Here is a 22,107-nt window from a genome sequence, read left to right on the forward strand (position 1 = left end):
ACAACATCCAACCAGGGAGGAAACCGGATGTCCTTGAAGAGCACACTTTGTGCTGCAACTGCGCTATCGCTGATTACAGCAACTGGTGCTTTCGCAGCCGACCCTTCCGCAACGATCACAGTCGCCACCGTTAATAATGGCGACATGATCCGTATGCAGGGCTATACCGACAAATTTACCGAAGATACTGGCATCGCAGTCGAGTGGGTCACACTGGAAGAAAACGTACTGCGTCAGCGCGTCACGACCGACATCACCACCAAAGGTGGGGCGTTCGACATCATGACAATCGGCATGTACGAAACCCCGATCTGGGGCTCGAACGGCTGGCTGGTTCCGCTGGACGATCTGTCCGAAGACTACAACGTTGGTGACATTCTGCCCGCAATGGCAGGGGGCCTTTCCCATGACGGCACGCTGTATGCGGCACCGTTTTATGGTGAAAGCTCGATGATCATGTACCGCACCGATCTGATGGAAGCTGCGGGTCTCGAGATGCCGGACGCGCCGACATGGGACTTTATCGCTGAAGCTGCCGCTGCAATGACAGACCGCGACGCTGACATCAACGGCATCTGCCTGCGTGGTAAGGCTGGTTGGGGCGAAGGTGGAGCATTCATCACCGCTATGTCCAACTCGTTCGGCGCACGTTGGTTCGACATGGACTGGAACGCACAGTTCGACACGGAACAATGGGCCAACACGCTTAACTTCTACAAGAACATGATGGATGCCTCCGGTCCCACCGGATACGCGACCAATGGGTTCAACGAAAACCTGTCGCTGTTCAATCAGGGCAAGTGCGGCATGTGGATCGACGCGACCGTTGCGGCGTCTTTCGTAACCGGTGACGATTCTACAGTTGCTGACAGCGTTGGCTTTGCACTGGCCCCAGACACAGGTCTGGGCAAGCGGTCAAACTGGCTGTGGGCATGGGCATTGGCAATTCCGGCGGGCACCCAGCAAGAGGCAGAAGCCAAGCAGTTCATCGAATGGGCAACCTCGACCGGTTATATCGATCTGGTCGCCGAGAATGAAGGCTGGGCCAATGTCCCTCCGGGCGCGCGGACATCCCTGTATGAAAACCCAAACTATCAGGCCGTTCCGTTCGCTCAGATGACGCTCGACTCGATCCTGTCGGCTGATCCGAATGATTCCACTGTAGAACCAAGCCCTTATGTTGGCATCCAGTTCGCGGCAATCCCGGAATTTGCAGGCATCGCAACCGAAGTAAGTCAGGAGTTCTCAGCCGCTTATGCTGGTCAGCAGACCATCGAAGAAGCGCTTGAGAAAGCTCAGGCGATCACAAACGACGCAATGGAAGCCGCAGGCTACCGCTAAACGTCCCGATATCAGGGGGCACATCACGCTGCCCCCTGATCCACGACTTTCAAATTCACCTTTGTTACGATCCAGTTCGGTACACCCGTCCACAGGAGAGGACTATCCAATGGCCACCAAAGCCTCCAGATCCGCCGCCCGCTTTATGATGGCACCCGCAGTGGTCCTGCTTTTGGGCTGGATGCTGGTCCCCCTGATCATGACCTTGTGGTTCTCGTTCACCAAATACTTGCCCCTGCGCGGTGACAGCATTGACCGCGGGCTCGATTGGGTGGGGTTTGCGAACTATGCCCGGTTCCTGTCGTCCAGTTCCTTTTGGCCTTCTGTGCAAACAACGCTTGTGATGGTGGGCGGCGTGCTGCTGATCACACTGGTGCTTGGTATATTGCTGGCGATCCTTCTGGATCAGCCGATGTGGGGTCAGGGCGTTGTCCGCATTCTTGTGATTGCCCCGTTTTTTGTCATGCCAACCGTATCTGCGCTGGTTTGGAAAAACATGCTGATGGACCCGGTCAACGGCATCTTCGCGCATCTCTGGCGTTTCTTTGGGGCCGAACCGGTGGCCTGGCTGCAAGACGCATCGCTGAGCTCGATTATCATGATCGTGTCCTGGCAGTGGTTGCCATTTGCCACACTCATCCTTTTGACCGCCATCCAATCGCTGGACAGCGAACAGCTGGAGGCTGCTGAAATGGACGGCGCACCCGTGCTCAAACGGTTCTGGCACATTGTGCTACCGCATCTGGCCCGCGCCATCACCATCGTCATCCTGATCCAGACGATCTTTCTTTTGTCGATCTTCGCCGAGATTTTCGTGACCACAGGCGGCGCCTTCGGCACGCGAACCCTGACCTACCTGATTTTCCAGCGTGTCATCGACAGCCAGAATATCGGGTTGGGCTCTGCCGGCGGTGTTTACGCCATCATCCTTGCCAATATCGTTGCCATCTTTCTGATGCGCATCGTCGGCAAAAATCTGGACGCCTGAAGGGGTTGATCACATGTCACGCACTGTCACAAAACAACGCAAGATGATCACCACTGCTGCCGCCTGGACCATTGGCCTGATTATCTTCTTTCCGATCTACTGGACCATCCTGACCAGCTTCAAGACCGAGGCCCAGGCGATCAACGATCCACCGCTGTTCTTTGCCTTTGACTGGACGCTGGAAAACTACGCGCTGGTGCAGGAACGCTCTGATTATATGAAGTTCCTGTGGAATTCGGTGATCATTGCCGGGGGCTCCACGATCCTAGGCATCCTCGTGGCGATCCCTGCCGCCTGGTCTATGGCCTTTGTACCCTCCAAACGGACCAAAGACGTTCTGTTGTGGATGCTCTCGACCAAAATGCTGCCTGCAGTGGGTGTACTTTACCCAATTTCGTTGATTTTCGTCGAATTCAACCTGCTCGACACCCGTGGAGGTCTGGTGGTTGTGCTGATGCTCATCAACCTGCCGATTATCGTCTGGATGCTGTACACCTACTTCAAGGAAATCCCCGGCGAAATCCTGGAAGCCGCGCGTATGGACGGTGCGACACTGAAAGAGGAAATCCTCTATGTCCTGACGCCCATGGCAATCCCGGGCATCGCGTCCACGATCCTTCTGAACTTCATCCTCGCATGGAACGAGGCGTTCTGGACACTCAACCTGACGGCGGCCAATGCGGCCCCGCTGACAGCCTTCATTGCCAGCTACTCCAGCCCTGAAGGTTTGTTTTTCGCGAAACTCAGCGCGGCCTCGACCATGGCCATCACTCCGATCCTCATCCTTGGCTGGTTCAGCCAGAAACAACTGGTCCGCGGCCTGACGTTTGGCGCGGTGAAATAGGGAACCTGAACTATGGGACAAATCCAACTCAAACAAGTGACCAAAAGCTTTGGCGATGTACAAGTCATACCGCCCTTGGACCTGACCATTCAGGATGGAGAGTTCACCGTTTTCGTCGGCCCCTCGGGCTGTGGGAAATCAACGCTCCTGCGTCTGATTGCAGGACTTGAGGACATAACGACAGGTCATATCGAGATCGACGGTCAGGACGCAACAGATGTGGTGCCAGCCAAACGCGGCCTTGCCATGGTGTTCCAGTCTTACGCTCTGTACCCGCATATGTCAGTGCGCAAGAACATCGCCTTTCCGTTGCGGATGGCCAAACTGAATCAGGCCGAGATCACCAAGCGAGTCGAACGGGCCGCATCAGTCCTGAACCTAACCGACTATCTGGACCGTCGCCCGGGGCAGTTATCAGGGGGTCAGCGTCAGCGGGTCGCCATTGGTCGCGCCATTGTCCGTGATCCGGCAGCGTTCCTGTTTGATGAGCCTCTGTCAAACCTCGATGCCGCGCTGCGCGTTGGTATGCGCCTTGAGATCAGCGAGTTACATAAACGCTTAGAGACAACGATGGTCTATGTGACCCACGATCAGGTCGAAGCCATGACCATGGCCGACAAGATCGTTGTGTTACAAGCGGGCGTGATTGAGCAGGTCGGCACCCCGCTAGAGCTCTATCACACCCCGCGCAACACATTTGTTGCGGGCTTCATCGGCTCGCCCAAGATGAACCTGATGACCGGAGATGAGGCAGCAAAACACGACGCCCATACCATTGGTGTCCGTCCCGAGCATATAGATGTCGTCGAAAGTGGCGGTCAATGGCAGGGGACAGTGGGCGTGGCCGAGCACCTCGGCTCAGACACCTTCTTTCACATCCACAATACCGGGTTGGCCGAGACGATGACCGTGCGTGCCATCGGTGATGTGAACCTGAAACATGGCGATACAATCCATTTGGCCCCAAGGGTTGACGAAATTCATCGCTTTGATGCTGACGGGTTGCGGATCGCGTGATGCGGCTGGCTGGAAAATCAGCGCTAATCACCGGTGCGGCACGCGGTATCGGGCTGGCATTTGCCAAAGCCTATGTTGCCGAAGGCGCGCGGGTCGCGATTGCCGATATTGATCTGGATCGTGCCAAGACGGCCGCTGCAGACATTGGTCAAGCGGCGGTTGCGGTGCAGATGGATGTGACCAATCAGGCCAGCATTGATGCGGGCGTCGCGGCCACCATCGATGCGTTTGGTCGGATCGATATCCTGATCAACAACGCCGCGCTTTTTACCGCTGCGCCGGTAGATGAGATCACGCGCGCAGATTACGCTCGCACCTTTGACGTCAACGTCAGCGGCACACTTTTTACCCTGCAGGCCGTCGCCAGACATATGACCGAACGCGGCATCAACGGACGTATCATCAACATGGCCAGTCAAGCTGGGCGACGCGGCGAAAGCCTCGTGGCGGTTTATTGCGCCAGCAAAGCGGCCGTCATCTCGTTGACGCAATCGACCGGGCTGAACCTGATCCAACACGGCATCAACGTGAACGCCATCGCGCCCGGCGTTGTGGATGGCGAACACTGGGATGACGTCGATGCGTTCTTTGCCAAATACGAAGGCAAAGCCCCGGGTCAAAAGAAAAAGGAGGTAGCTGACGCAGTGCCTTTCGGGCGGATGGGTCAGGCCGAGGATCTTACCGGAATGGCGGTGTTTCTTGCCAGCGATGATGCCTCCTACGTTGTGGCCCAGACCTACAACGTCGACGGTGGGAACTGGATGAGCTGATGATGTATCAAACAGATGGTACGCCCGCCGTGAGGCTCTCTGATGCGACGCTGGGCGACCTGCCAGAGGGCGTCTCAACCCTAGTCTACGACCGCAAAAAACTCAGCCCGGGCATCGTCCATATCGGTTTGGGAAACTTCCACCGCGCGCATCAGGCATGGTATTTGCACCGTCTTATGCAGCAAGGTCTGGCCTTTGACTGGGCCATCATCGGCGCTGGAGTACGCCCCAGCGATGCAGCAATGCGCAAGCGCCTATTGCAGCAGGATTGCCTGACAACGCTGGTCGAGCTGGACCCTGACAGCGCCTCGGTCGAGGTCATCGGGTCGATGATTGATTTTGTTGAAGTCCACCCTGAAAACGCACCCCTGATCGCCGTGATGTCTAACCCACGCATCCGCATCGTGTCTTTGACCGTCACCGAAGGCGGTTATTATCAATCCGAAGCGGGTGGGCTTGACGTCGATCACCCTGACATCGCCCATGATATTGCCAATCCTGAGCGGCCCGTCACCGCGTTTGGTGCGATGATCGCGGCCTATCGCGCAAGGCGAGAGGCCGGATACCCGCCCTTTACCGGCCAAAGCTGCGATAATCTTCAGAATAATGGTGACGTTTTGCGGCGCACGGTCGTTGATCTGGCACGCTTGACGGACCCGGACCTTGCCCAATGGATCGACCAAGCCGCCCGATTTCCCAATGCAATGGTCGACTGCATTGTTCCCGCCACCGGTGATGCCGAGCTGTCCTCTGTTCGGGAATTGGGAATTCTGGACGCGGCACCTGTCACCCATGAAAACTATCGCGAATGGGTCATTGAAGATCAGTTTGGCGCGGGTCGCCCCCCGTGGGAGCGGGCAGGGGCCACAATAACTGACGATGTGCACGCTCATGAAAGCATGAAGATCCGCATTCTGAATGCGGGGCATCAAGTATTGGCCAACGCGGGTGAAATGCGGGGCATCAAAACGATCACCGATTGCATGGCTGATCCTCTGATGCGCGCGTTCTTCCACAAGGTCCAGACCAGGGAAATATTGCCCTATGTGGAAGCCGTGGATGGGACCACCCCGCAGGATTACCTTGCCTTGGTCGAAAAGAGATTTGCGAACCCCAAGATCCGCGACACCACGCGGCGAGTGGCCTTTGATGGCTCATCCCGGCATCCTGGTTTTGTTTTGCCGATATTGAGGGATGCGCTTGCCTCCGGAGGTCCCGTTGAAGGACTGGCCCTGGTCGAGGCGCTGTGGGCCCGCATGTGCGCAGGTGTTCGCGAAGACGGTACGGTTATTGATCCAAATGACCCGCATTGGGATCAGCTGAATAAGGCTGCCATACGCGCGAAATCGCGTCCCTCTGCCTGGTTGGAAATGCACCAGATTTACGGCAATCTGTCAGATCATACGCGTTTTCCCGACGCGTTTTCGCGCTGGTTGAACCTGATCTGGAGCGATGGCACCCATGCTGCCCTGAAAGCATATTCCGCCTAAACGAAAAATACCCTTGGATCAGGTCACATACACTATGCTGGACATCACATGACCCATCCGCAAAACACGGTTGTTCTGGAAGAGCTTGCCGCCGAAATTGCCGCGCGCGCAACGACATCACGTATCATCGTTGCCATAGCAGGCGCGCCCGGTAGCGGCAAATCCACCTCGGCAGAGTTGTTGCAAACCGATCTTCAGAAAGTTCACAATCAAGAAGTACAAATTGTCCCAATGGATGGGTTCCATTTTGACGATGCTATACTGGCCCAGTTGGGCCGTGGCCAAAGAAAAGGGGCACCCGATACATTTGATGTAGAGGGATTTGAAGTAACTTTGAACCGATTGGCAACGACCTATCTAACTGCAGACGTGGCAGTTCCGGTCTTTGACAGAACGATGGAACTATCCCGAGCCAGTGCCCGCCTCATCGATCGCAACACTCGAATCCTTCTGGCAGAAGGGAACTACCTTCTGCTAAACGACGCGCCATGGCGACGGCTTCACCAGTGTTTCGAACTGACTGCGATGATTGCTTGTGATGAGCCTACCCTAAGCGAACGGTTGCAGAAACGGTGGACCGACCTCGGGTTTAGCCAGCCGGACGCAATCAGAAAAGTTGAAGGCAATGATCTCCTCAATGCGCGGCGGGTCACCGATAACAGCGTTCAGGCTGAGTTCATCCTCGTGACAGCGTAGGTAGTGCTACGGTTTTGCATCAGGACATCCACAACAAACTATTCTGACCTTGCCACAGCCAATTGTGGGAACCATTACCCCTGTAAATCTAAGCCCAAAGTTTGTGACGCAACCTCATTACATTCGACGATCAGCTGATCGCGGTCATTATGCCATAACCTTACAAATTTTTAAGTTTCCTGAAAGGTTGGTTAAAACTCCCGACAATCTACCACCGGCTTGATTGGTTAGTCGCAAGTCGGGGTCTTAAGTTGAGTTTAGTTTTATCCGTATTGGCCAGCGTCATTTTCGAAATCGGACATCTGTGGCCCGCGTTCCTCTTAAGTCCCGAAAGTGCATTGGCTATCTCGGCTCAACATGCCCAATATTTGACCCTCGCCACTGTTACTGCACTGAAGTTTGCAGGCAGGGCCCGCAAGCGCTCTCAAGACTTAAACACACCGTTTTCAAAGGTGGCGCCAGACCTGGGGCGCCGCGCTGCCCAGAAAACGAGAATTCTCCCTGGCTTGGACGATGGACTGGTTGAGCAGCTCTTCCTTCGTGCTCAAGCGATCCGAACTGGCAAGCCCCCGGTTCGACACTCCCCTGCATCAGTCACAGCAAGAATTGGATAGCAAATGTCAAAGTCCAAGGGCGACGTTGCTTCTGTGATTGCCAGGTTCAGCGAAAGAGTTGGCCTGGTTCAAAGACACACCATCACCATTCCACCCGCAAACGACCTGACCCGTCCGGTCACTCAAACATCAGATTTGGGTCAGGTGAATAATTCCAAGGCAGAAAAGGAGCCAAACATGTCGTTAGACATTTCGAAACTAGGTGAAATCAAAGGCCTCTTGGGGGCGTGCCTCGTCGACAGTGATACGGGGCTTGTGCTTGGCACAGAGGGCGGCTCCAAGTTTGATCTCGAAACCGCAGGCGCGGCAAATGTTGAAGTCGTCCGCGCAAAACTGCAGGCTATCGAAACCTTGAAACTCAACGATTCCATCGAAGACATTCTGATCACACTAGGCAAGCAGTTTCACCTTATCCGACCCCTCGAGAAATCCCCTAATATCTTTGTGTATGTCGTATTGGACAAAAAAGCCGCCAACCTGGGCCTGGCGCGGCTTCAGGTTAAAGCGGTCGAAGAAACGCTGAGTCTTTAGTCTGCAGCCTTTTGCCAAATGGACTCAGCCACCTCGATGTGACTGGGTCTATTACATGGCAATTTCAGGTACTCTGCCCAAAGCAGACGATGGCTATTATGGAGGGGCGTAGAATGAAAATACTGGTCGCGGAAGACGACAAAAAGACTGCTGAGTTCGTCAATTCTGGCCTGCAAGCCAATGGCTTCAGTGTAGAGTGGTATGAAGACGGTCGAGATGCCTTGTCCTATTGCCTCTATAATGAGTGTGATGCGATCATCCTTGACCGGATGCTACCAGGAATGGACGGTCTTTCCGTTTTGAAGGCTCTGCGGGCGGCCAGAAGGCAAACGCCGGTTTTGTTTCTCACATCGATCGGAGATGTCCAGGACAGAGTTGAGGGGCTGACTGAAGGCGCAGACGACTATCTTGTTAAACCTTTTCACTTTTCGGAGCTCCTGGCGCGCTTGTATAGCATTATCAAGCGGCACTCTGCTGGTGTCGCAACGACCGAGCTTCACGTCCACGACCTGTCAATGAACCTGCTCAGCAGGGTCGTCAAACGACAAAATGAAACAATAGATCTGTTGCCACGCGAATTTGCGCTTTTGGAAGTTCTGATGCGGAACTCGGGGCGGATCGTGACGCGCACCATGCTTCTGGAACAAGTCTGGGATTACAACTTCGACCCGCATTCAACGGTGATTGAGACTTATATCAGCCGGCTGAGGACAAAGATCGATAAACCCTTTGATACGCCACTTCTGCATACATCCCGCAATGTTGGATACAGCGTCCATGGACCGCGCTAGTATTTTTTCCGGCGCTCCGTTCCGGACTGCATGCTATGCCGCGATGGTGGTTTGGGTCATAACGGCGGTATTTGGATATGCGGCCTATCTGGCGTTGCAAGACAGGCTCCGCTTTAACCTCGAACAACAGATACTCGAAGAAGAACTTCTGCTCCATGAGATACTGCTTGATGGCGGCGCGGACGCCGTTCAGCGGGCCGTCGAGCACTTGAACAGCCCAAACCGGACAGGGCTCCATATGATAGCACTGTTTAACAATCACAACTCTGCACTTGCTGGATCTGTCGCAAAAATACCCGACGCAAACGGCTGGCACGAGGTGGACCCGGACTTTGTGGAAGTTGGCGGATCGGCTCCTGTCTACTTGCTTCATGCGACCGACTATCTCGGCTATCGCACGGTTGTTGCGCGCAGTATGACATCACTCAACCAGGCCCTCACAACGCTTTGGGAAGGATTGTTGTTTTTGACCCTTGCGACGACGTCCACTGTTTTAGGCCTGGGTTATTATGTCAGTTCTCAAAGTTACAGAAAACTCAAACGGATCGAGCGCACCCTTGACCTGGTGTCACAAGGGGATACCGACATTCGCCTTCCCGTTTCAAAAATGAACGACCAGATTGATCGGGTTTCAGGGCTGATGAACCGCCACCTTGACCGACTGTCGAGCCTGCTCATCAGCACTCAAACGACGGCGGTTACAATTGCCCATGACTTGAAAACACCGCTTTCCCATGGATTTCTGGCCTTGCAGCAGGTTTACAGTGAGGTTGAGTACGGGGGCGACCCTCGACCAAGGCTTTATGAATTGGAAACAGAGCTGAAACGGCTCAGCTCTGTTTTCGATACTATCCTGAGGATTTCCCGGATTGAAGCTGGTGGGCCCAACAGCCAATTTACACCCGTTAATCTGAGCGCCTTGGTGGAAGACGTTGTAGAGACCTTCTCGCCGATCGCGTCTGACGAGGAAAAAGTCATAACCGCTGACTACAATGCAGACACTGTATTGATCCGCGGCGACGAACATATGCTGAAGCAGATGCTCGTCAATCTTGTGAACAACTCGCTCCGTTACTGCCCTTCCGGATCCTGGACAAGGATTTCTCTAACAGCGACTTCAGAGAGCGTTGAGTTGGTTGTTGAGGATAATGGCCCCGGGGTGCCAAAGGCACAAATCGGCAAGATATTTGACGCCTTTTACAGGGCAGCTGCAACCAGCAACGACAATGGGAACGGGCTGGGGCTGGCGCTTGTGAAGGCCGTAGCCGTACGGCACGGGGCAATGGTGTCTGCAGAGGACAACGACCCGGGTTTGAGAATTCGGTGCAGCTTTAGGAACACATAGGCGACCTCGCGGGGCCCCGTGAAATCGCTCCACCAAGACATATTGATCCTTTCTGGATCAACCACGTGACCGAATTGGTCGATACTTTGTTCAATTGAGGAAATGAGGAAGCCTAATGCTAAGAAATGTGATTGTTGTATTGTTCACGGTGGCAGCATCTTCAGCTTTTGCTGGCGAAAAAGAGTTTAGGTGCACGTCTGACGTGTCCGAGGACGAAATACAGATTTTTCAGGGCGATGACCCCACTAATGCGCGCTTGATTTATCAAGATACAGAGGGCACGGCATCGGTCGCACACGGCCTTGATGGAGTGACGTTCATTCACATTAAACCCGATGAAGTCTGGACGCTGGTGCTTCATTTTCCAACTATGACTTACGAGCTTTCGACACACGGGGCGACAACGCTGGAAGATCATGGTCATTGTACAACGGACGGGTAACATCGGCGTTTGCAGCAACCTGTGCACTGAAAAGTGAAAACCTTTCGAATTTTTAAACTTGGTGAAAACGCAGTGAAATAATTTCCAGCCAGATTGCACCCATTAGTTCGGCTCATACCGAAACACTCATCTAAGGAAGTATCTGCACCCCCCTCCAATAGGGTGTAAACCGGCACTGTGAAAACACGGGCCACTCACTCGTAAGCAAGCCTTCCTTAGCCAGCGTAGTGCTCCCCTCTAACCCCTCGGAGGGGGGCACTACCAGATGGCCGCAATGCCTGTGACAGCAATGCCGCACAGATCAATGCCTGTCAGAAGGAGAAGATGCCCCCCTTTGACGGAGGATGGCGCCAAGATGGTGGCGGATCAGAAACACAAAGAGGGTCGCAAAATCCTAGTGCGCGATTTGGCATGCTATGTCCGGTGGCATAACACTGGCGGTGATGACACGCGCCACACATGGCCATGCGGGTTAGGCCCTGACAGCGAATAACAGGACAGTATCCGTCTACCTGTCGCTAATCGGTTCCGTTCTGGCACGGCTTGGGACGGGCATCACGCCCGACTGGGCGCAGTCGCTTTATTCCCTGTCGGCTGGTTTGTAGCGCGCGGCGTTTTCGTTGGCCTATGGCCTACTTCTTATGCATCCGCATCGCTGAGATACAGGCCAGAAAACCTGACGATGCTCGCCTTACGGCGCCTCTTCTGGAAAGAAGCACGCCGCGACGTGGTTTCCAGCGTCGGCCAGCGGCAGCTCCGCGGCACAACGCGCCTTCGCTTTCCAGCACCTTGGCGCAAAGGCGCAACCCTTGGGAATTGACAGAGGCGACGGCAGCTCTCCGGACAGTTTTATCCTGACCTTGTCAGCCTCGGGGTTGGCGCGCGGCGTGGCGGACATGAGCGCTTTGGTATAGGGGTGTTTGGGCGCGTCGAATACGGATGATTTAGGCCCACTTTCAACCGCGCGGCCCAGATACATGACGATGACATCGTCTGCCACGTGGCGCACCACCGACAGGTCATGGCTGATAAAAAGATAGGCCAGTTTCAGGCGATCCTGCAATTCCGTCAGCAGGTTCAGGACTGCACTCTGGATCGACAGATCAAGCGCCGAGACCGGCTCATCCAGTACCAACACCTTGGGGTCCAGCATCAGCGCCCGCGCCACGGCGATCCGCTGGCGCTGACCGCCTGAGAACATGTGAGGGTAGCGGTCGTAATGCTCGGGGCGCAATCCGACAAGATCGATCATTTCGCGCGCTTTGGCTTCGCGGTCCGCTTTCGTCATATCGGGTCGGTTAATGACCAGTGGTTCCTGCAAGATAGTACCGATGCGCTGGCGCGGGTTGAGCGAGCCGTAAGGATCCTGAAATACAATCTGTACCAATTGGCGCAATTCGGCCCAGTCCGTGGCCAGTACCGGCTTACCATCCAGCGTCAACGAGCCCGCAGTCGGTTCTTCGATCATTGCCACCATGCGGGCCAATGTAGATTTGCCACAACCACTTTCGCCAACCACTGCGAGCGTCTTGCCGGCAGATAGTGAAAAATCAAGCCCCGCAACTGCCTTGAGTGTGCGAGCAGGTTTGAACAGGCCGCCACTTACGGAATAATGCCGTTGCAGGTCATTGGCTTGGATCACAGGGTCGGTCAAGACGCTATCCTTTCACTGGTGTTGAGCGGATAGTGACAGCGCGCATCGCCCAGATCGGCGCCACAAGGACTTGGCGGTGTCGATTTGCATTTCGCATTGGCGAACTTGCAGCGTGGAGAGAACAGGCACCCGGCGGGGCGGTCGAACTGTCCCGGAACGACGCCTGGAATTGTAGGCAACAACCGATCGGTTGCGCGTTCCGGTAACGCGTCGAGAAGAGCTGCTGTATAGGGATGGTGCGGTGTTGCGAAAAGTGGGCTGACAGGCTGTTCCTCGATCTTCTGACCGGCATATTGTACGCTGACCCGTTCGGCTGTTTCAGCCACCACGCCCATGTCATGGGTGATCAGCACCAGACCCATCCCGGTTTCTTCGCGCAGGCTGGTCAGCAGATCAAGTATCTGCGCCTGAATGGTCACATCAAGGGCCGTCGTCGGCTCATCCGCGATCAGTAGCTTAGGCTTACAGGCGATGGCCATGGCGATCATCACCCGCTGGTTCATGCCGCCCGACATCTGGTGCGGAAAGGCGGAAAGGCGTTTGGCGGGGTCGGGGATGCCCACTTGTTCAAACAACTCCACCGCACGCCTGCTGCGTTCCGCGCGACCAAGACCCAGATGAATGCGCAGGGCTTCCTTGATCTGCCAGCCAACGGTGAAACATGGGTTCAGAGATGACATCGGTTCCTGAAAGATCATCGCAAGATCGTTGCCGACAATATCGCGGCGCGCGCGCGCATCCATCGTCAACAGATCATGGCCATCAAAGGTCATCTCATCAGCGGTCACCGTCGCAGTCCAGGGCAATAGTCCCATCAGCGCCAGCATGGACACCGATTTGCCCGAGCCGCTTTCGCCGACGATGGCCAGAATTTCACCAGTATCGACGTCCTGGTCGACGGCGTCCACAGCGCGGAACGCGCCCGTTGCGGTCGCGAACTCGACGCTGAGGTTGCGGATGCGTAACAGGGACATGGGCCTAGCTCCGTTTCAGCTTGGGATCGAGCGCGTCGCGCAGCCCGTCGCCCATCAGGTTGATGGCCAGCACCGTGACAAGGATCGCCAGACCAGGAAACGTGACAACCCACCATGCGCGCAGAATGAACTCGCGTGCTTCGGCCAGCATGGTGCCCCATTCCGGTGTCGGCGGTTGCGCCCCCATGCCCAGAAAGCCAAGCGCTGCGGCGTCAAGAATGGCCGTCGAAAACGACAGGGCCGCCTGCACGATGATCGGTGCCAGGCAGTTTGGCAGCACGGTGACAAACATCAGCCGTACCAACCCTGCACCGGCCACCCGGGCGGAGGTGACGTAATCTTTCTGTTTTTCCGACAGCACACTGGCGCGGGTCAGGCGCACATAGTGGGGCTGCAGCACGATCGCGATGGCAATCATCGCATTGGTGAGTGACGGGCCAAGGATGGCCACCAGTACCAGCGCCAGCAGCAGCGACGGGAAGGCCAGGATGATATCCATGATCCGCATAATGATATTGTCGGCCCATTTGGGTGCAAACCCCGCCAGCAGGCCGATCAGAATACCACCCGAGGCGGCGATACTGACAACCACGACCCCGACAAAAAACGAATACCGCGCGCCGACGATCAATCGCGACAGCATGTCCCGGCCCAGCGGATCGGTGCCCAGCGGATAGGTCCAATTGCCGCCTTCCTGCCAAAACGGCGGTTGCAGAGTCGCATCGCGGAACTGAGCTGTCGGATCGTGGGGGGCGATCCACGGCCCGAAAAGGGCCAAAAAGGCAAAGACCACAAAGACCCAAAGACCAATCACGGCGCCGCGGTTTTCGCGGAAATAGAACCAGAACTCGCGCAGGCGCCCCGGGCGTTCAGTGGCCTGAGTGGCCTCGACTGACATGGTTTCAGACATCAGCGCTTCCTGATTTTGGGATTGATGACACCGTAGAGCATGTCGACGGTCAGGTTCACGACCATTACCATCACAGCGATCAGCAACAGACCGCCCTGAACCACCGGATAATCGCGACGGAAAATGCTGTCGACCATCCATTTTCCGATGCCCGGCCAACTAAAGATAGTCTCGGTCAGGATCGCACCCGCCAACAGCGTGCCGACAGACAGACCGATTACCGTGATGACCGGGATCAGCGCGTTGCGCAGTGCGTGAATGCCGTTGATCCGACCCGGTGACAATCCTTTGGCGCGGGCGGTGCGGATATAGTCCTCGCCCAGAACTTCAAGCATGGCCGAGCGTGTCTGACGCGCAATCACAGCCAGTGGAATAGTGCCCAGCACGATTGTCGGCAGAATAAGATGACGTACCGCCGAGGCAAACGCGCCCTTCTGCCCAGACGCCAGGCTGTCGATCAGCATGAACCCCGTGGGGTCGGGGAAGTAGTAGATCAGGTCAATCCGGCCCGAGACCGGCGTCCATTGCAGGTTGCCCGAGAAGACGATGATTAATAGCAGCGCCCACCAGAAGATCGGCATCGAATATCCCACCAAAGCGGTGGACATCAGCGTTCTGTCATACAACTTGCCGCGGTTCACCGCCGCAATCACCCCGGCGGGCAACCCCAGCGCGACCGCAAAGATCATCGCACAAATCGACAGCTCAAGCGTTGCCGGGAACAGCGCGAAGAACTCGTCCCATACCGGTTTCTTGGTAACAAATGAGTTCCCGAGATCGCCGTGCAGGACACCCGTCAGATACTCCCAGAACTGCACCACAATGGGGCGGTCGAATCCGAACTGCTGTTCAAGCTCGGCGTAACGCTCTTGGGTCAATCCACGTTCGCCGGCCATGACGATGATCGGATCGCCGGGCAGGACACGGATGAACGCAAAAGAAATCAACGTCACACCGATGAAGGTTGGCACGAAGGTCAACAGACGGCTCAGAACATAATTCAGCATTTCAACACCGTCATATCCTTTGGAAATTGGGTAAGCGAGGTGTATCCGTCATCAGTGATCAGGACATCATCCTCGATACGCACCCCGAAATTGTTGATGTCATAAAGACCGGGTTCGTTGGTATAAACGGTGCCGGCTGGCAACGTCATATGGTTTCCCCGGACGATATAGGGGGCCTCGTGAACATCTCGGCCCAGTCCATGACCGGTCTTGGTGCGGATGCGGTCAGCGAATGGGGACGCTTCGAGCACACCCGTCACCGCGTCGTCAATATCATGCGCGGTCACGCCAGCACGTGTCACATCAAGCCCTTTGAGATTGGCCCGCAGGACCGTGTCATAAACCGCTTGCGCCTCGTCGGTGGCGTGGCTCAGAAACACGGTGCGGGTGATGTCGGCGGCAAAGCCATGTTTCCGCGCACCAAAATCCAACAGCAAAGCATCGCCCGCTTTGACGGCATAGTCGGGGCGGGCTGTGGCGTGCGGGCGTGCCGAGCCATCACCGGCGGCGACAATCGGAGAAAACGCCAAATCCTCGGCGCCTTCGGCAAACAATGCCTGTATCAGTGTCTGCTCGATCTCTTTTTCCGTTTGGCCAAGCCGGACAGTTTCCAGCGTGCGTGCCAAAGCGCGCTCCGAGATGGCAATGGCGGTCTTCAGGGCGTCAATATCAGACGGTGTCTTGATCAAGCGCAGACCGGAAATTTCGCGCTCGGCATCAATAATCTGCAGATCGGGTTGTGCGATCATCATCGCATGATGGACAAAGACACGCATCACTTGCCCTTCGACGGCCAGCGATGTGATGTCCAGATAGGCCAACAGCGCAGCGAATGCCGCGTCATAGCCATCCTGATCGCGCCAGTCGAATACGGCCCCTTCAAAGCCGACCAGATCCCAGCTGCGTAATTCGAGATTGGGGACCAGTGCGGCAGCTGTGCCCTGCGCTGGGATCACCAGCACGAAGGGACGCTCGTGGCTCATGAATGCGTGTTGAACGGCACGGATAAAGTTCGGACCGGGCACAAGCGCCACGGCGTCCACGCCCAAGCCAGCGGCGACGTCCGCATAGGCGGTCAAACGATCGGAAAGGGAGTGCGACACCTGGGATAACCTTGGAACTGTCGGGGACGGCGATTGCGCGCCGCCCCTATTCTTAGGGATCGCTTACTGCGACAGGCCAACCTGGTTGAAGATATGGCCACCCAGCGGGTGCACGACATATCCTTCAACTTCGGGACGCATGGGCATGTAGACAACCGAATGCGCGATGGTCGCCCAAGGCGCCTGCTCTTTGAAGATCTTCTGTGCTTCTTCATAAAGCGGCTGGCGCTCTTCCTGGGTGGGCAGTACTTTGGCTTGCTGGATCAGGTCTTCGAACGGCTGGTGGCACCACTGAGCACGGTTCGACGCCTCGCGTCCATCACAACCCAGCAGAACCGCGAGGAAGTTGTCCGGATCGCCGTTGTCACCGGTCCAGCCCAACAGAACGGCACCGTCACGGTCCAGTTCTTTGGAGCGGGACAGATACTCGCCCCACTCATAAGACACAATCTCGACATTGACGCCGATTTTGGCGAAATCCGCCTGCATCAACTCGGCCATACGGCGCGCATTGGGGTTATACGGCCGTTGCACTGGCATCGCCCAGATCTTCATGTCGAGACCTTCAACACCTTCGGCGGCAAGCAGTTCCTTTGCCTGTTCGGGATTGTACTCGTCATCCACAGTGCTTTCGTCATAGGACCACATGGTTGGCGGGATCGGGTTCTTGGCAATCTGACCAGAGCCCTGGAAGACCACATCGATGATCGCCTGCTTGTCGATCGCCATGTTCAGCGCGCGGCGCACGTTGGCGTTGTCATACGGTGCAACGGTGGTGTTGTAGGCCAGATAGCCAACATTCAGACCTTCCTGCTCCATGACAACAACATCCGAGGCATCTTGCATTGCCTGAATATCTGCCGGGTTCGGATAGGCCATAACGTGACATTCACCCGCCTGTACCTTCTGATAGCGCACGGACGCATCCGGCGTGATCGCAAAGATCAGGCTTTCCACCTTGGCCGGATCCCCCCAGTAATCGTCGTTGCGCAGATAACGAATGACGGCGTCTTTCTGATAGGCTTGGAACGAAAATGGGCCAGTTCCGACCGGTGCCTGATTCAGCATTTCCGGCGTACCGGCTTCCAGCATCGCATCCGCATATTCCGCAGAGACGATCGACGCGAAATCCATCGCCATGTTGGCGATAATCGGGGCCTCGGGACGGGTCAGATTGAATTTGACGGTGTAGTCATCAACCTTTTCGATACTATCGATCAGATCGGGCATCGACATACTGTCGAAATACTCCCATGTGCCACCCGATACCTTGTTATAGGGATGGTCGTCGTTTTTTTGACGATCAAAGCTAAAAATCACATCATCCGCGTTGAAATCACGGCTGGGTGTGAACGAGTCATTGCTGTGAAACTTTACGCCCTTGCGCAGGTTGAACGTGACGGTCCGGCCATCGTCGGACACTTCCCAGCTTTCTGCCAGTCCCGGGATCACTTCGGTCGTGCCAACTTTGAATTCGGCGAGACGATTGTAAATCGGGTGGCTTGACGCGTCAAAAGTCGTACCTGCAGTAAAAAGCGCCGGATCGAAGCCTTCGGGTGAACCTTCGGAACAATAGACAAGCGATTGAGCAGATGCCATCGATGCGCCAAAGGCGGCGATCAGCAGCCCTGATGCGAGCATTCGTTTCTTAAACATTATTTTCTCCAACTGTCGGTATTGGCAGGTTTCCGTTCATGAATAAGAAGCATGTTCAGTATCGATACTGAATTGCGAACTACCCACGATCTGACCCGCGCGGTTGTTTTTCGGCGCAACTTCCAGCAGATGCGCGAATGCTGGGCATTCCAGCATGAATGGCAGACAATGCCAAGGCCAAGGTTCATAGGAAGAACGCAGGTTCCGTAGGGGCATGTTACCAGTATCGGCGGTCCCGATTAACTCTGACGCCTTTGCCATGGTGAGGAAAGATCACAAATCCATGTCCGCGTTTCCGTCTCAGCTTTGGGATGCGACTAGGGGATTGCCAGACAGACATCACTTCAACTGACTTGCCCAGAAATCTCTGACCCACCGAACTGGCGGGCCAGAAGCGTTGCTTTTGCCCTTAGTCGTACAGAACCGCCGCGATCTCTGGATCATCGATGTTGGACGCATCGTAGTAGTAGAAACCGGTGTCGATCAGCGCTGGTACCTCTTCCCCTTTCGAGGCGGCGACGGCTGCTTTGACGGTTTCATAACCGATGCCAACCGGGTTCTGAGTGATGGCACCCGCCATCAGGCCGCTTTTGATGGCATCTTTTTGCGCTTTGCCGCTGTCATAGCCAATAATGACCAGACCTTCGGTTCCCAGTTCCTGTACACCATTCACAACACCGATGGCCGAGCCTTCATTGGTGCCGAAAATGCCGCTTAGATCCGGGTTTGCAGTCAGGATCGCCTTGGTGACTTCGGTGGATTTCAGGTGGTCGCCCTGACCATACTGAACGGTGACAACTTCGATATCCGGATATTTCTCGGCGATGCGGTTGACGAAACCATCGCGGCGATCAATGCCGGTGCGGCTGGTTTGGTCATGTGCAACCACCGCAACCTTACCTTTGCCGCCAATCAATTCAGCCATCTTGTCCGCAGCCAGCCCCGCAGCGGCGGCATTGTCTGTCGTCGCCGTCGAGACCGGAATGTCGCTGTCCACACCACTGTCAAACGCGATGATCGGGATGCCCTTGTCATTGGCCTGTTTCAGCAACGGGATCGCGGCCTGACTGTCCAGTGCGGCAAAACCGATGGCCTTGGGGTTGTTGGCCAGCGCTGCGGCCAGCATGTCGATCTGACGATCGACCATCGTCTCATTGTCGGGGCCTTCAAATGTGATGGTCACGCCATATTCATCCGCCGCTTGTTCCGCACCGGATTTTACCGCCTGCCAGAACTGGTGCTGGAACCCTTTCGAGACCAACGGGATGTAGACGTCTTCAGCCATGGCCATGGAAGCCGGGGCTGCAAGGGTGGCCGCACTTAAGGCCCCCAGAATGAAGCGACGTGAAAACATGTTTTTTCCTCCTCTGAAATCGTCACGTTTGTTTTTGGTCGTTGGGTCAGCCAGCTTTCTTGCGCCGCGCCATGTCGGCATAGACAGCCAGGATGATGATTGCGCCGGTAACAACGGTCTGCCATTCCTGCGCCACGGACAGTACGCGCAGCCCGTTGGTCAGAACCGCCATGATGAGCGCGCCGATCAAGGTGCCAAGGATCGTGCCGCGCCCACCGGACAGGGATGTGCCCCCGATCACCACGGCGGCAATGGCCTCAAGCTCGTATCCCAGACCCAGGGCCGGTTGGGCCGAGTTCAGGCGCGAGGCGATCAAAATTCCGCCGATACCACAGATGCCTCCGGCAAGCGCATAAATCCGCATTTTCCAGGCATCGGTATTTACGCCCGACAGGCGCACGGCCTCTTCGTTTGAACCCAGCGCGAAGGTGTAGCGTCCTAAAACGGTACGCCCCAGAATATACGACGCGGCGAGTGCCACCAGAAACAGGATCAGCACGCCGTTCGGAATGGGCAGGGCGGGGAACACTTCGCCAATCAATGATCCGCGCGAGATCTGATCGAAACCCGGTGTGTCGTTGAAATAGATCGGCCGCGTCCCTGAAATCACCAGCGACAGGCCCTTCAGGATCAGCATCATGCCCAGCGTCGCAATGAAGGGCGGGATTTTCATCTTGGCCACAAAAGTGCCCGAGCACAGGCCGCACAATGCGCCCGCTGCAATGGCCGCAGCCACGCCCAATAGCAGGGGCATCCCCAGATAGGTCAACGCAACACCCGCGATCACCGCGCAAAATGTCATCAGTGTGCCAACTGACAAATCGATCCCGCCGGTGATAATGACCAGCGTCGCCGCCACGGCCAGCACGCCGTTGACCGAGGTCGCCTGCAAGATCGCAATCATGTTCGAGGTCTGCATGAAATTCGGCGACGCGATCGAAAACCCGATCAGTAAGGCGATCAGACTGGCGAAGGCTAACAACTTTTGGTAGGCGCCGCTTTCGGATAGCCCTGCCAGAGGCTTTTTCTTTTCGATATCCGTTGCCGTAATCATTGCAGTGTCCCTGTAACCTGCATCGCTGCCGCACGTTGCGTGGCCAGATGCATGATGTCTTCCTGAGTGGTGTTTTTTCCGCCGGGCAGAATTCCGGTCAGTCGGCCCTCGCACATTACCGCGATACGGTGGCTCAGGCGCATGATCTCGGGCAGTTCGGACGATATCACGATAATCGTCTTGCCCTGTCCGGCCAGTTCTTCGAGCAGCCTGTAGATCTCGGATTTTGCGCCCACGTCGATGCCGCGTGTCGGTTCATCAAAGATCAGGATGTCACAGTCGCGCAGCAACCATTTGGCGATGACGACCTTTTGCTGGTTGCCCCCGGATAACAGCCGCACCTCTTGCGTATCCGATGGGGTGCGGATGCCCAGCTGCTTGATGTAGCTTTGCGCCGCCTGCGCCATCCCGGCATCGTTCAGAACGCCACCCTTGCTCAGGAACAGGTCCATTGAGGCCAATGCAATATTGTCGCGCACGTTCATACCGGTGGCGAGGCCGAAATGCTTGCGATCCTCGGATAGGTATCCGATCCCGGCCCGCACCGCATCTTTGGGTGATTTGACCGAAACGTTCTGACCGTGCACCCGGATTTCACCGCTGTCCCGGGGGTCGGCCCCGAAAATGGCGCGCGCCACTTCGGTCCGGCCTGCACCCATCAAACCGGCAAAGCCCAGAATCTCGCCGCGCTGCACCGAGAAACTGACATCCTGAATCTCTTTCCCCCGGCTCAGACCCGAAACCTCAAGCGATACTTCCGCATCGCCCAGATCAGGCACATCCAGCGGTTCTTCGTTCACCTCGCGGCCCACCATCATGGCGATGATTCTGGTGATCGGCGTATCGGCGGCGTCAACTGTGCCGACATATTCGCCGTCGCGCATCACCGTCACTCGGTCGGCGATCTGCTTCAGCTCATCCATTTTGTGGCTGATGTAGACAATACCCACACCTTCGGCCTTGAGGCGGCGAATGATCACGAACAGTTCGGCAATCTCGGCATCATTCAGCGCGGCGGTCGGTTCGTCCATGACCAGAACCTTGGACCGATACGACAGCGCTTTGGCAATCTCGACCATCTGCTGCTTGGCGATGGTCAGGCTACCCACAGGCGCCCTTGGGTCAAGGTTCAGGTTCATCGAGGCGAAAATCCCGGCCGTCTGCGCATTCAGCGCAGCCTCGTCCAACCGGCCAAAGCTCTTGCGGGGTTCGCGACCGATAAAGATGTTCTGCGCAACATTCAGGTCGTTCATTAGGCTCAGTTCCTGATGGATGATGCCAACACCCAGATCCTGCGCCTCACGCGGGGTTTTGGGACTGACCTCTTGCCCTTCGATCCGCAGGGTGCCGCCATCACGTTGATAAATCCCGGACAGGATTTTCATCAGCGTGCTTTTCCCGGCGCCATTCTCGCCCATCAAAGCGTGAACCTCACCCGGCACCAGATCGAATTGCACGGACTTGAGCGCGTGCACACCGGGGAAGTATTTTTCGATCCCCGTCATATCGACCAGTTTTGACATTCT

The 22,107-nt window shown here is 56.1% G+C and carries 20 protein-coding genes; 11 read left to right on the top strand and 9 right to left on the bottom strand.

All coding sequences use genetic code 11. The annotated features are described in order from the left end of the window. Positions 1-27 precede the first annotated feature (27 nt). The 11 genes from HW561_RS16315 (at position 28) to HW561_RS16365 (ending at position 10,869) form a co-directional block, all read left to right on the top strand. Positions 28-1,341: an ABC transporter substrate-binding protein gene (locus tag HW561_RS16315; RefSeq protein ID WP_176866414.1), complete on the top strand. Its 1,314-nt coding sequence runs from the start codon at positions 28-30 to the stop codon at positions 1,339-1,341. Between the two features lie 109 nt (positions 1,342-1,450). After that, positions 1,451-2,329, top strand: coding sequence for a carbohydrate ABC transporter permease (locus HW561_RS16320; protein WP_176866415.1), 879 nt, complete (start codon positions 1,451-1,453; stop codon positions 2,327-2,329). 13 nt (positions 2,330-2,342) lie between these two features. Next, entirely contained in the window at positions 2,343-3,173 is an 831-nt protein-coding gene (locus HW561_RS16325; protein WP_176866416.1) for a carbohydrate ABC transporter permease, read from the top strand. Positions 3,174-3,185: 12 nt separating this feature from the next. Next, positions 3,186-4,190: an ABC transporter ATP-binding protein gene (locus tag HW561_RS16330; RefSeq protein ID WP_176866417.1), complete on the top strand. Its 1,005-nt coding sequence runs from the start codon at positions 3,186-3,188 to the stop codon at positions 4,188-4,190. Continuing rightward, the gene (locus HW561_RS16335; RefSeq protein ID WP_328803299.1) at positions 4,187-4,960 is read left to right on the top strand and encodes an L-iditol 2-dehydrogenase; all 774 of its coding nucleotides are present in this window, start codon (positions 4,187-4,189) and stop codon (positions 4,958-4,960) included. The genes HW561_RS16330 and HW561_RS16335 overlap by 4 nt, the downstream gene beginning before the upstream one ends. Continuing rightward, the gene (locus HW561_RS16340; protein ID WP_235962946.1) at positions 4,960-6,450 is read left to right on the top strand and encodes a mannitol dehydrogenase family protein; all 1,491 of its coding nucleotides are present in this window, start codon (positions 4,960-4,962) and stop codon (positions 6,448-6,450) included. The genes HW561_RS16335 and HW561_RS16340 overlap by 1 nt, the downstream gene beginning before the upstream one ends. Before the next feature lie 48 nt (positions 6,451-6,498). Continuing rightward, a complete protein-coding gene (locus HW561_RS16345) occupies positions 6,499-7,146 on the top strand; it encodes a nucleoside/nucleotide kinase family protein (RefSeq protein ID WP_176866420.1) in 648 nt (215 codons plus the stop codon). A 617-nt stretch (positions 7,147-7,763) separates the two neighbouring features. Next, positions 7,764-8,291 carry a roadblock/LC7 domain-containing protein gene (locus HW561_RS16350; RefSeq protein WP_235962947.1) on the top strand — a complete coding sequence of 176 codons (528 nt, stop codon included), beginning with the start codon at positions 7,764-7,766 and terminating at the stop codon, positions 8,289-8,291. Positions 8,292-8,404: 113 nt separating this feature from the next. Further along, complete coding sequence (locus HW561_RS16355) at positions 8,405-9,082, top strand: response regulator (protein WP_176866421.1); 678 nt, start codon at positions 8,405-8,407, stop codon at positions 9,080-9,082. Continuing rightward, positions 9,069-10,427 (top strand): HAMP domain-containing sensor histidine kinase, encoded by a 1,359-nt coding sequence (locus tag HW561_RS16360; RefSeq protein WP_176866423.1) that lies wholly within the window; start codon positions 9,069-9,071, stop codon positions 10,425-10,427. Before HW561_RS16355 ends, HW561_RS16360 begins: the two co-directional genes overlap by 14 nt. A 115-nt stretch (positions 10,428-10,542) precedes the next feature. Continuing rightward, the gene (locus tag HW561_RS16365) at positions 10,543-10,869 is read left to right on the top strand and encodes a hypothetical protein (RefSeq protein WP_176866424.1); all 327 of its coding nucleotides are present in this window, start codon (positions 10,543-10,545) and stop codon (positions 10,867-10,869) included. 691 nt (positions 10,870-11,560) lie between these two features. On the opposite strand, the gene HW561_RS16370 is transcribed toward HW561_RS16365, so the two are convergent. The 9 genes from HW561_RS16370 to HW561_RS16410 form a co-directional block, all read right to left on the bottom strand. Continuing rightward, positions 11,561-12,523, bottom strand: a complete 963-nt coding sequence (locus HW561_RS16370) for a dipeptide ABC transporter ATP-binding protein (RefSeq protein WP_176866426.1) — start codon at positions 12,521-12,523, stop codon at positions 11,561-11,563. Further along, positions 12,520-13,497 carry an ABC transporter ATP-binding protein gene (locus tag HW561_RS16375; RefSeq protein ID WP_176866428.1) on the bottom strand — a complete coding sequence of 326 codons (978 nt, stop codon included), beginning with the start codon at positions 13,495-13,497 and terminating at the stop codon, positions 12,520-12,522. Before HW561_RS16375 ends, HW561_RS16370 begins: the two co-directional genes overlap by 4 nt. A gap of 4 nt (positions 13,498-13,501) precedes the next feature. Beyond that, a complete protein-coding gene (locus tag HW561_RS16380) occupies positions 13,502-14,407 on the bottom strand; it encodes an ABC transporter permease subunit (RefSeq protein ID WP_176866430.1) in 906 nt (301 codons plus the stop codon). Then, complete coding sequence (locus HW561_RS16385; protein ID WP_176866431.1) at positions 14,407-15,414, bottom strand: ABC transporter permease subunit; 1,008 nt, start codon at positions 15,412-15,414, stop codon at positions 14,407-14,409. The genes HW561_RS16380 and HW561_RS16385 overlap by 1 nt, the downstream gene beginning before the upstream one ends. Next, positions 15,408-16,517, bottom strand: a complete 1,110-nt coding sequence (locus HW561_RS16390; RefSeq protein ID WP_176866432.1) for a M24 family metallopeptidase — start codon at positions 16,515-16,517, stop codon at positions 15,408-15,410. Before HW561_RS16390 ends, HW561_RS16385 begins: the two co-directional genes overlap by 7 nt. Before the next feature lie 63 nt (positions 16,518-16,580). Continuing rightward, entirely contained in the window at positions 16,581-18,173 is a 1,593-nt protein-coding gene (locus tag HW561_RS16395) for an ABC transporter substrate-binding protein (RefSeq protein ID WP_176866434.1), read from the bottom strand. A gap of 409 nt (positions 18,174-18,582) precedes the next feature. After that, positions 18,583-19,527, bottom strand: coding sequence for an ABC transporter substrate-binding protein (locus tag HW561_RS16400; protein WP_176866436.1), 945 nt, complete (start codon positions 19,525-19,527; stop codon positions 18,583-18,585). Positions 19,528-19,573: 46 nt separating this feature from the next. Next, entirely contained in the window at positions 19,574-20,581 is a 1,008-nt protein-coding gene (locus tag HW561_RS16405) for an ABC transporter permease (RefSeq protein ID WP_176866437.1), read from the bottom strand. Next, entirely contained in the window at positions 20,578-22,104 is a 1,527-nt protein-coding gene (locus HW561_RS16410; RefSeq protein ID WP_176866438.1) for a sugar ABC transporter ATP-binding protein, read from the bottom strand. Before HW561_RS16410 ends, HW561_RS16405 begins: the two co-directional genes overlap by 4 nt. Positions 22,105-22,107 lie beyond the last annotated feature (3 nt).

The organism is Ruegeria haliotis (assembly GCF_013377785.1).
In the GTDB taxonomy this organism is placed as follows: Bacteria; Pseudomonadota; Alphaproteobacteria; order Rhodobacterales; family Rhodobacteraceae; genus Ruegeria; species Ruegeria haliotis.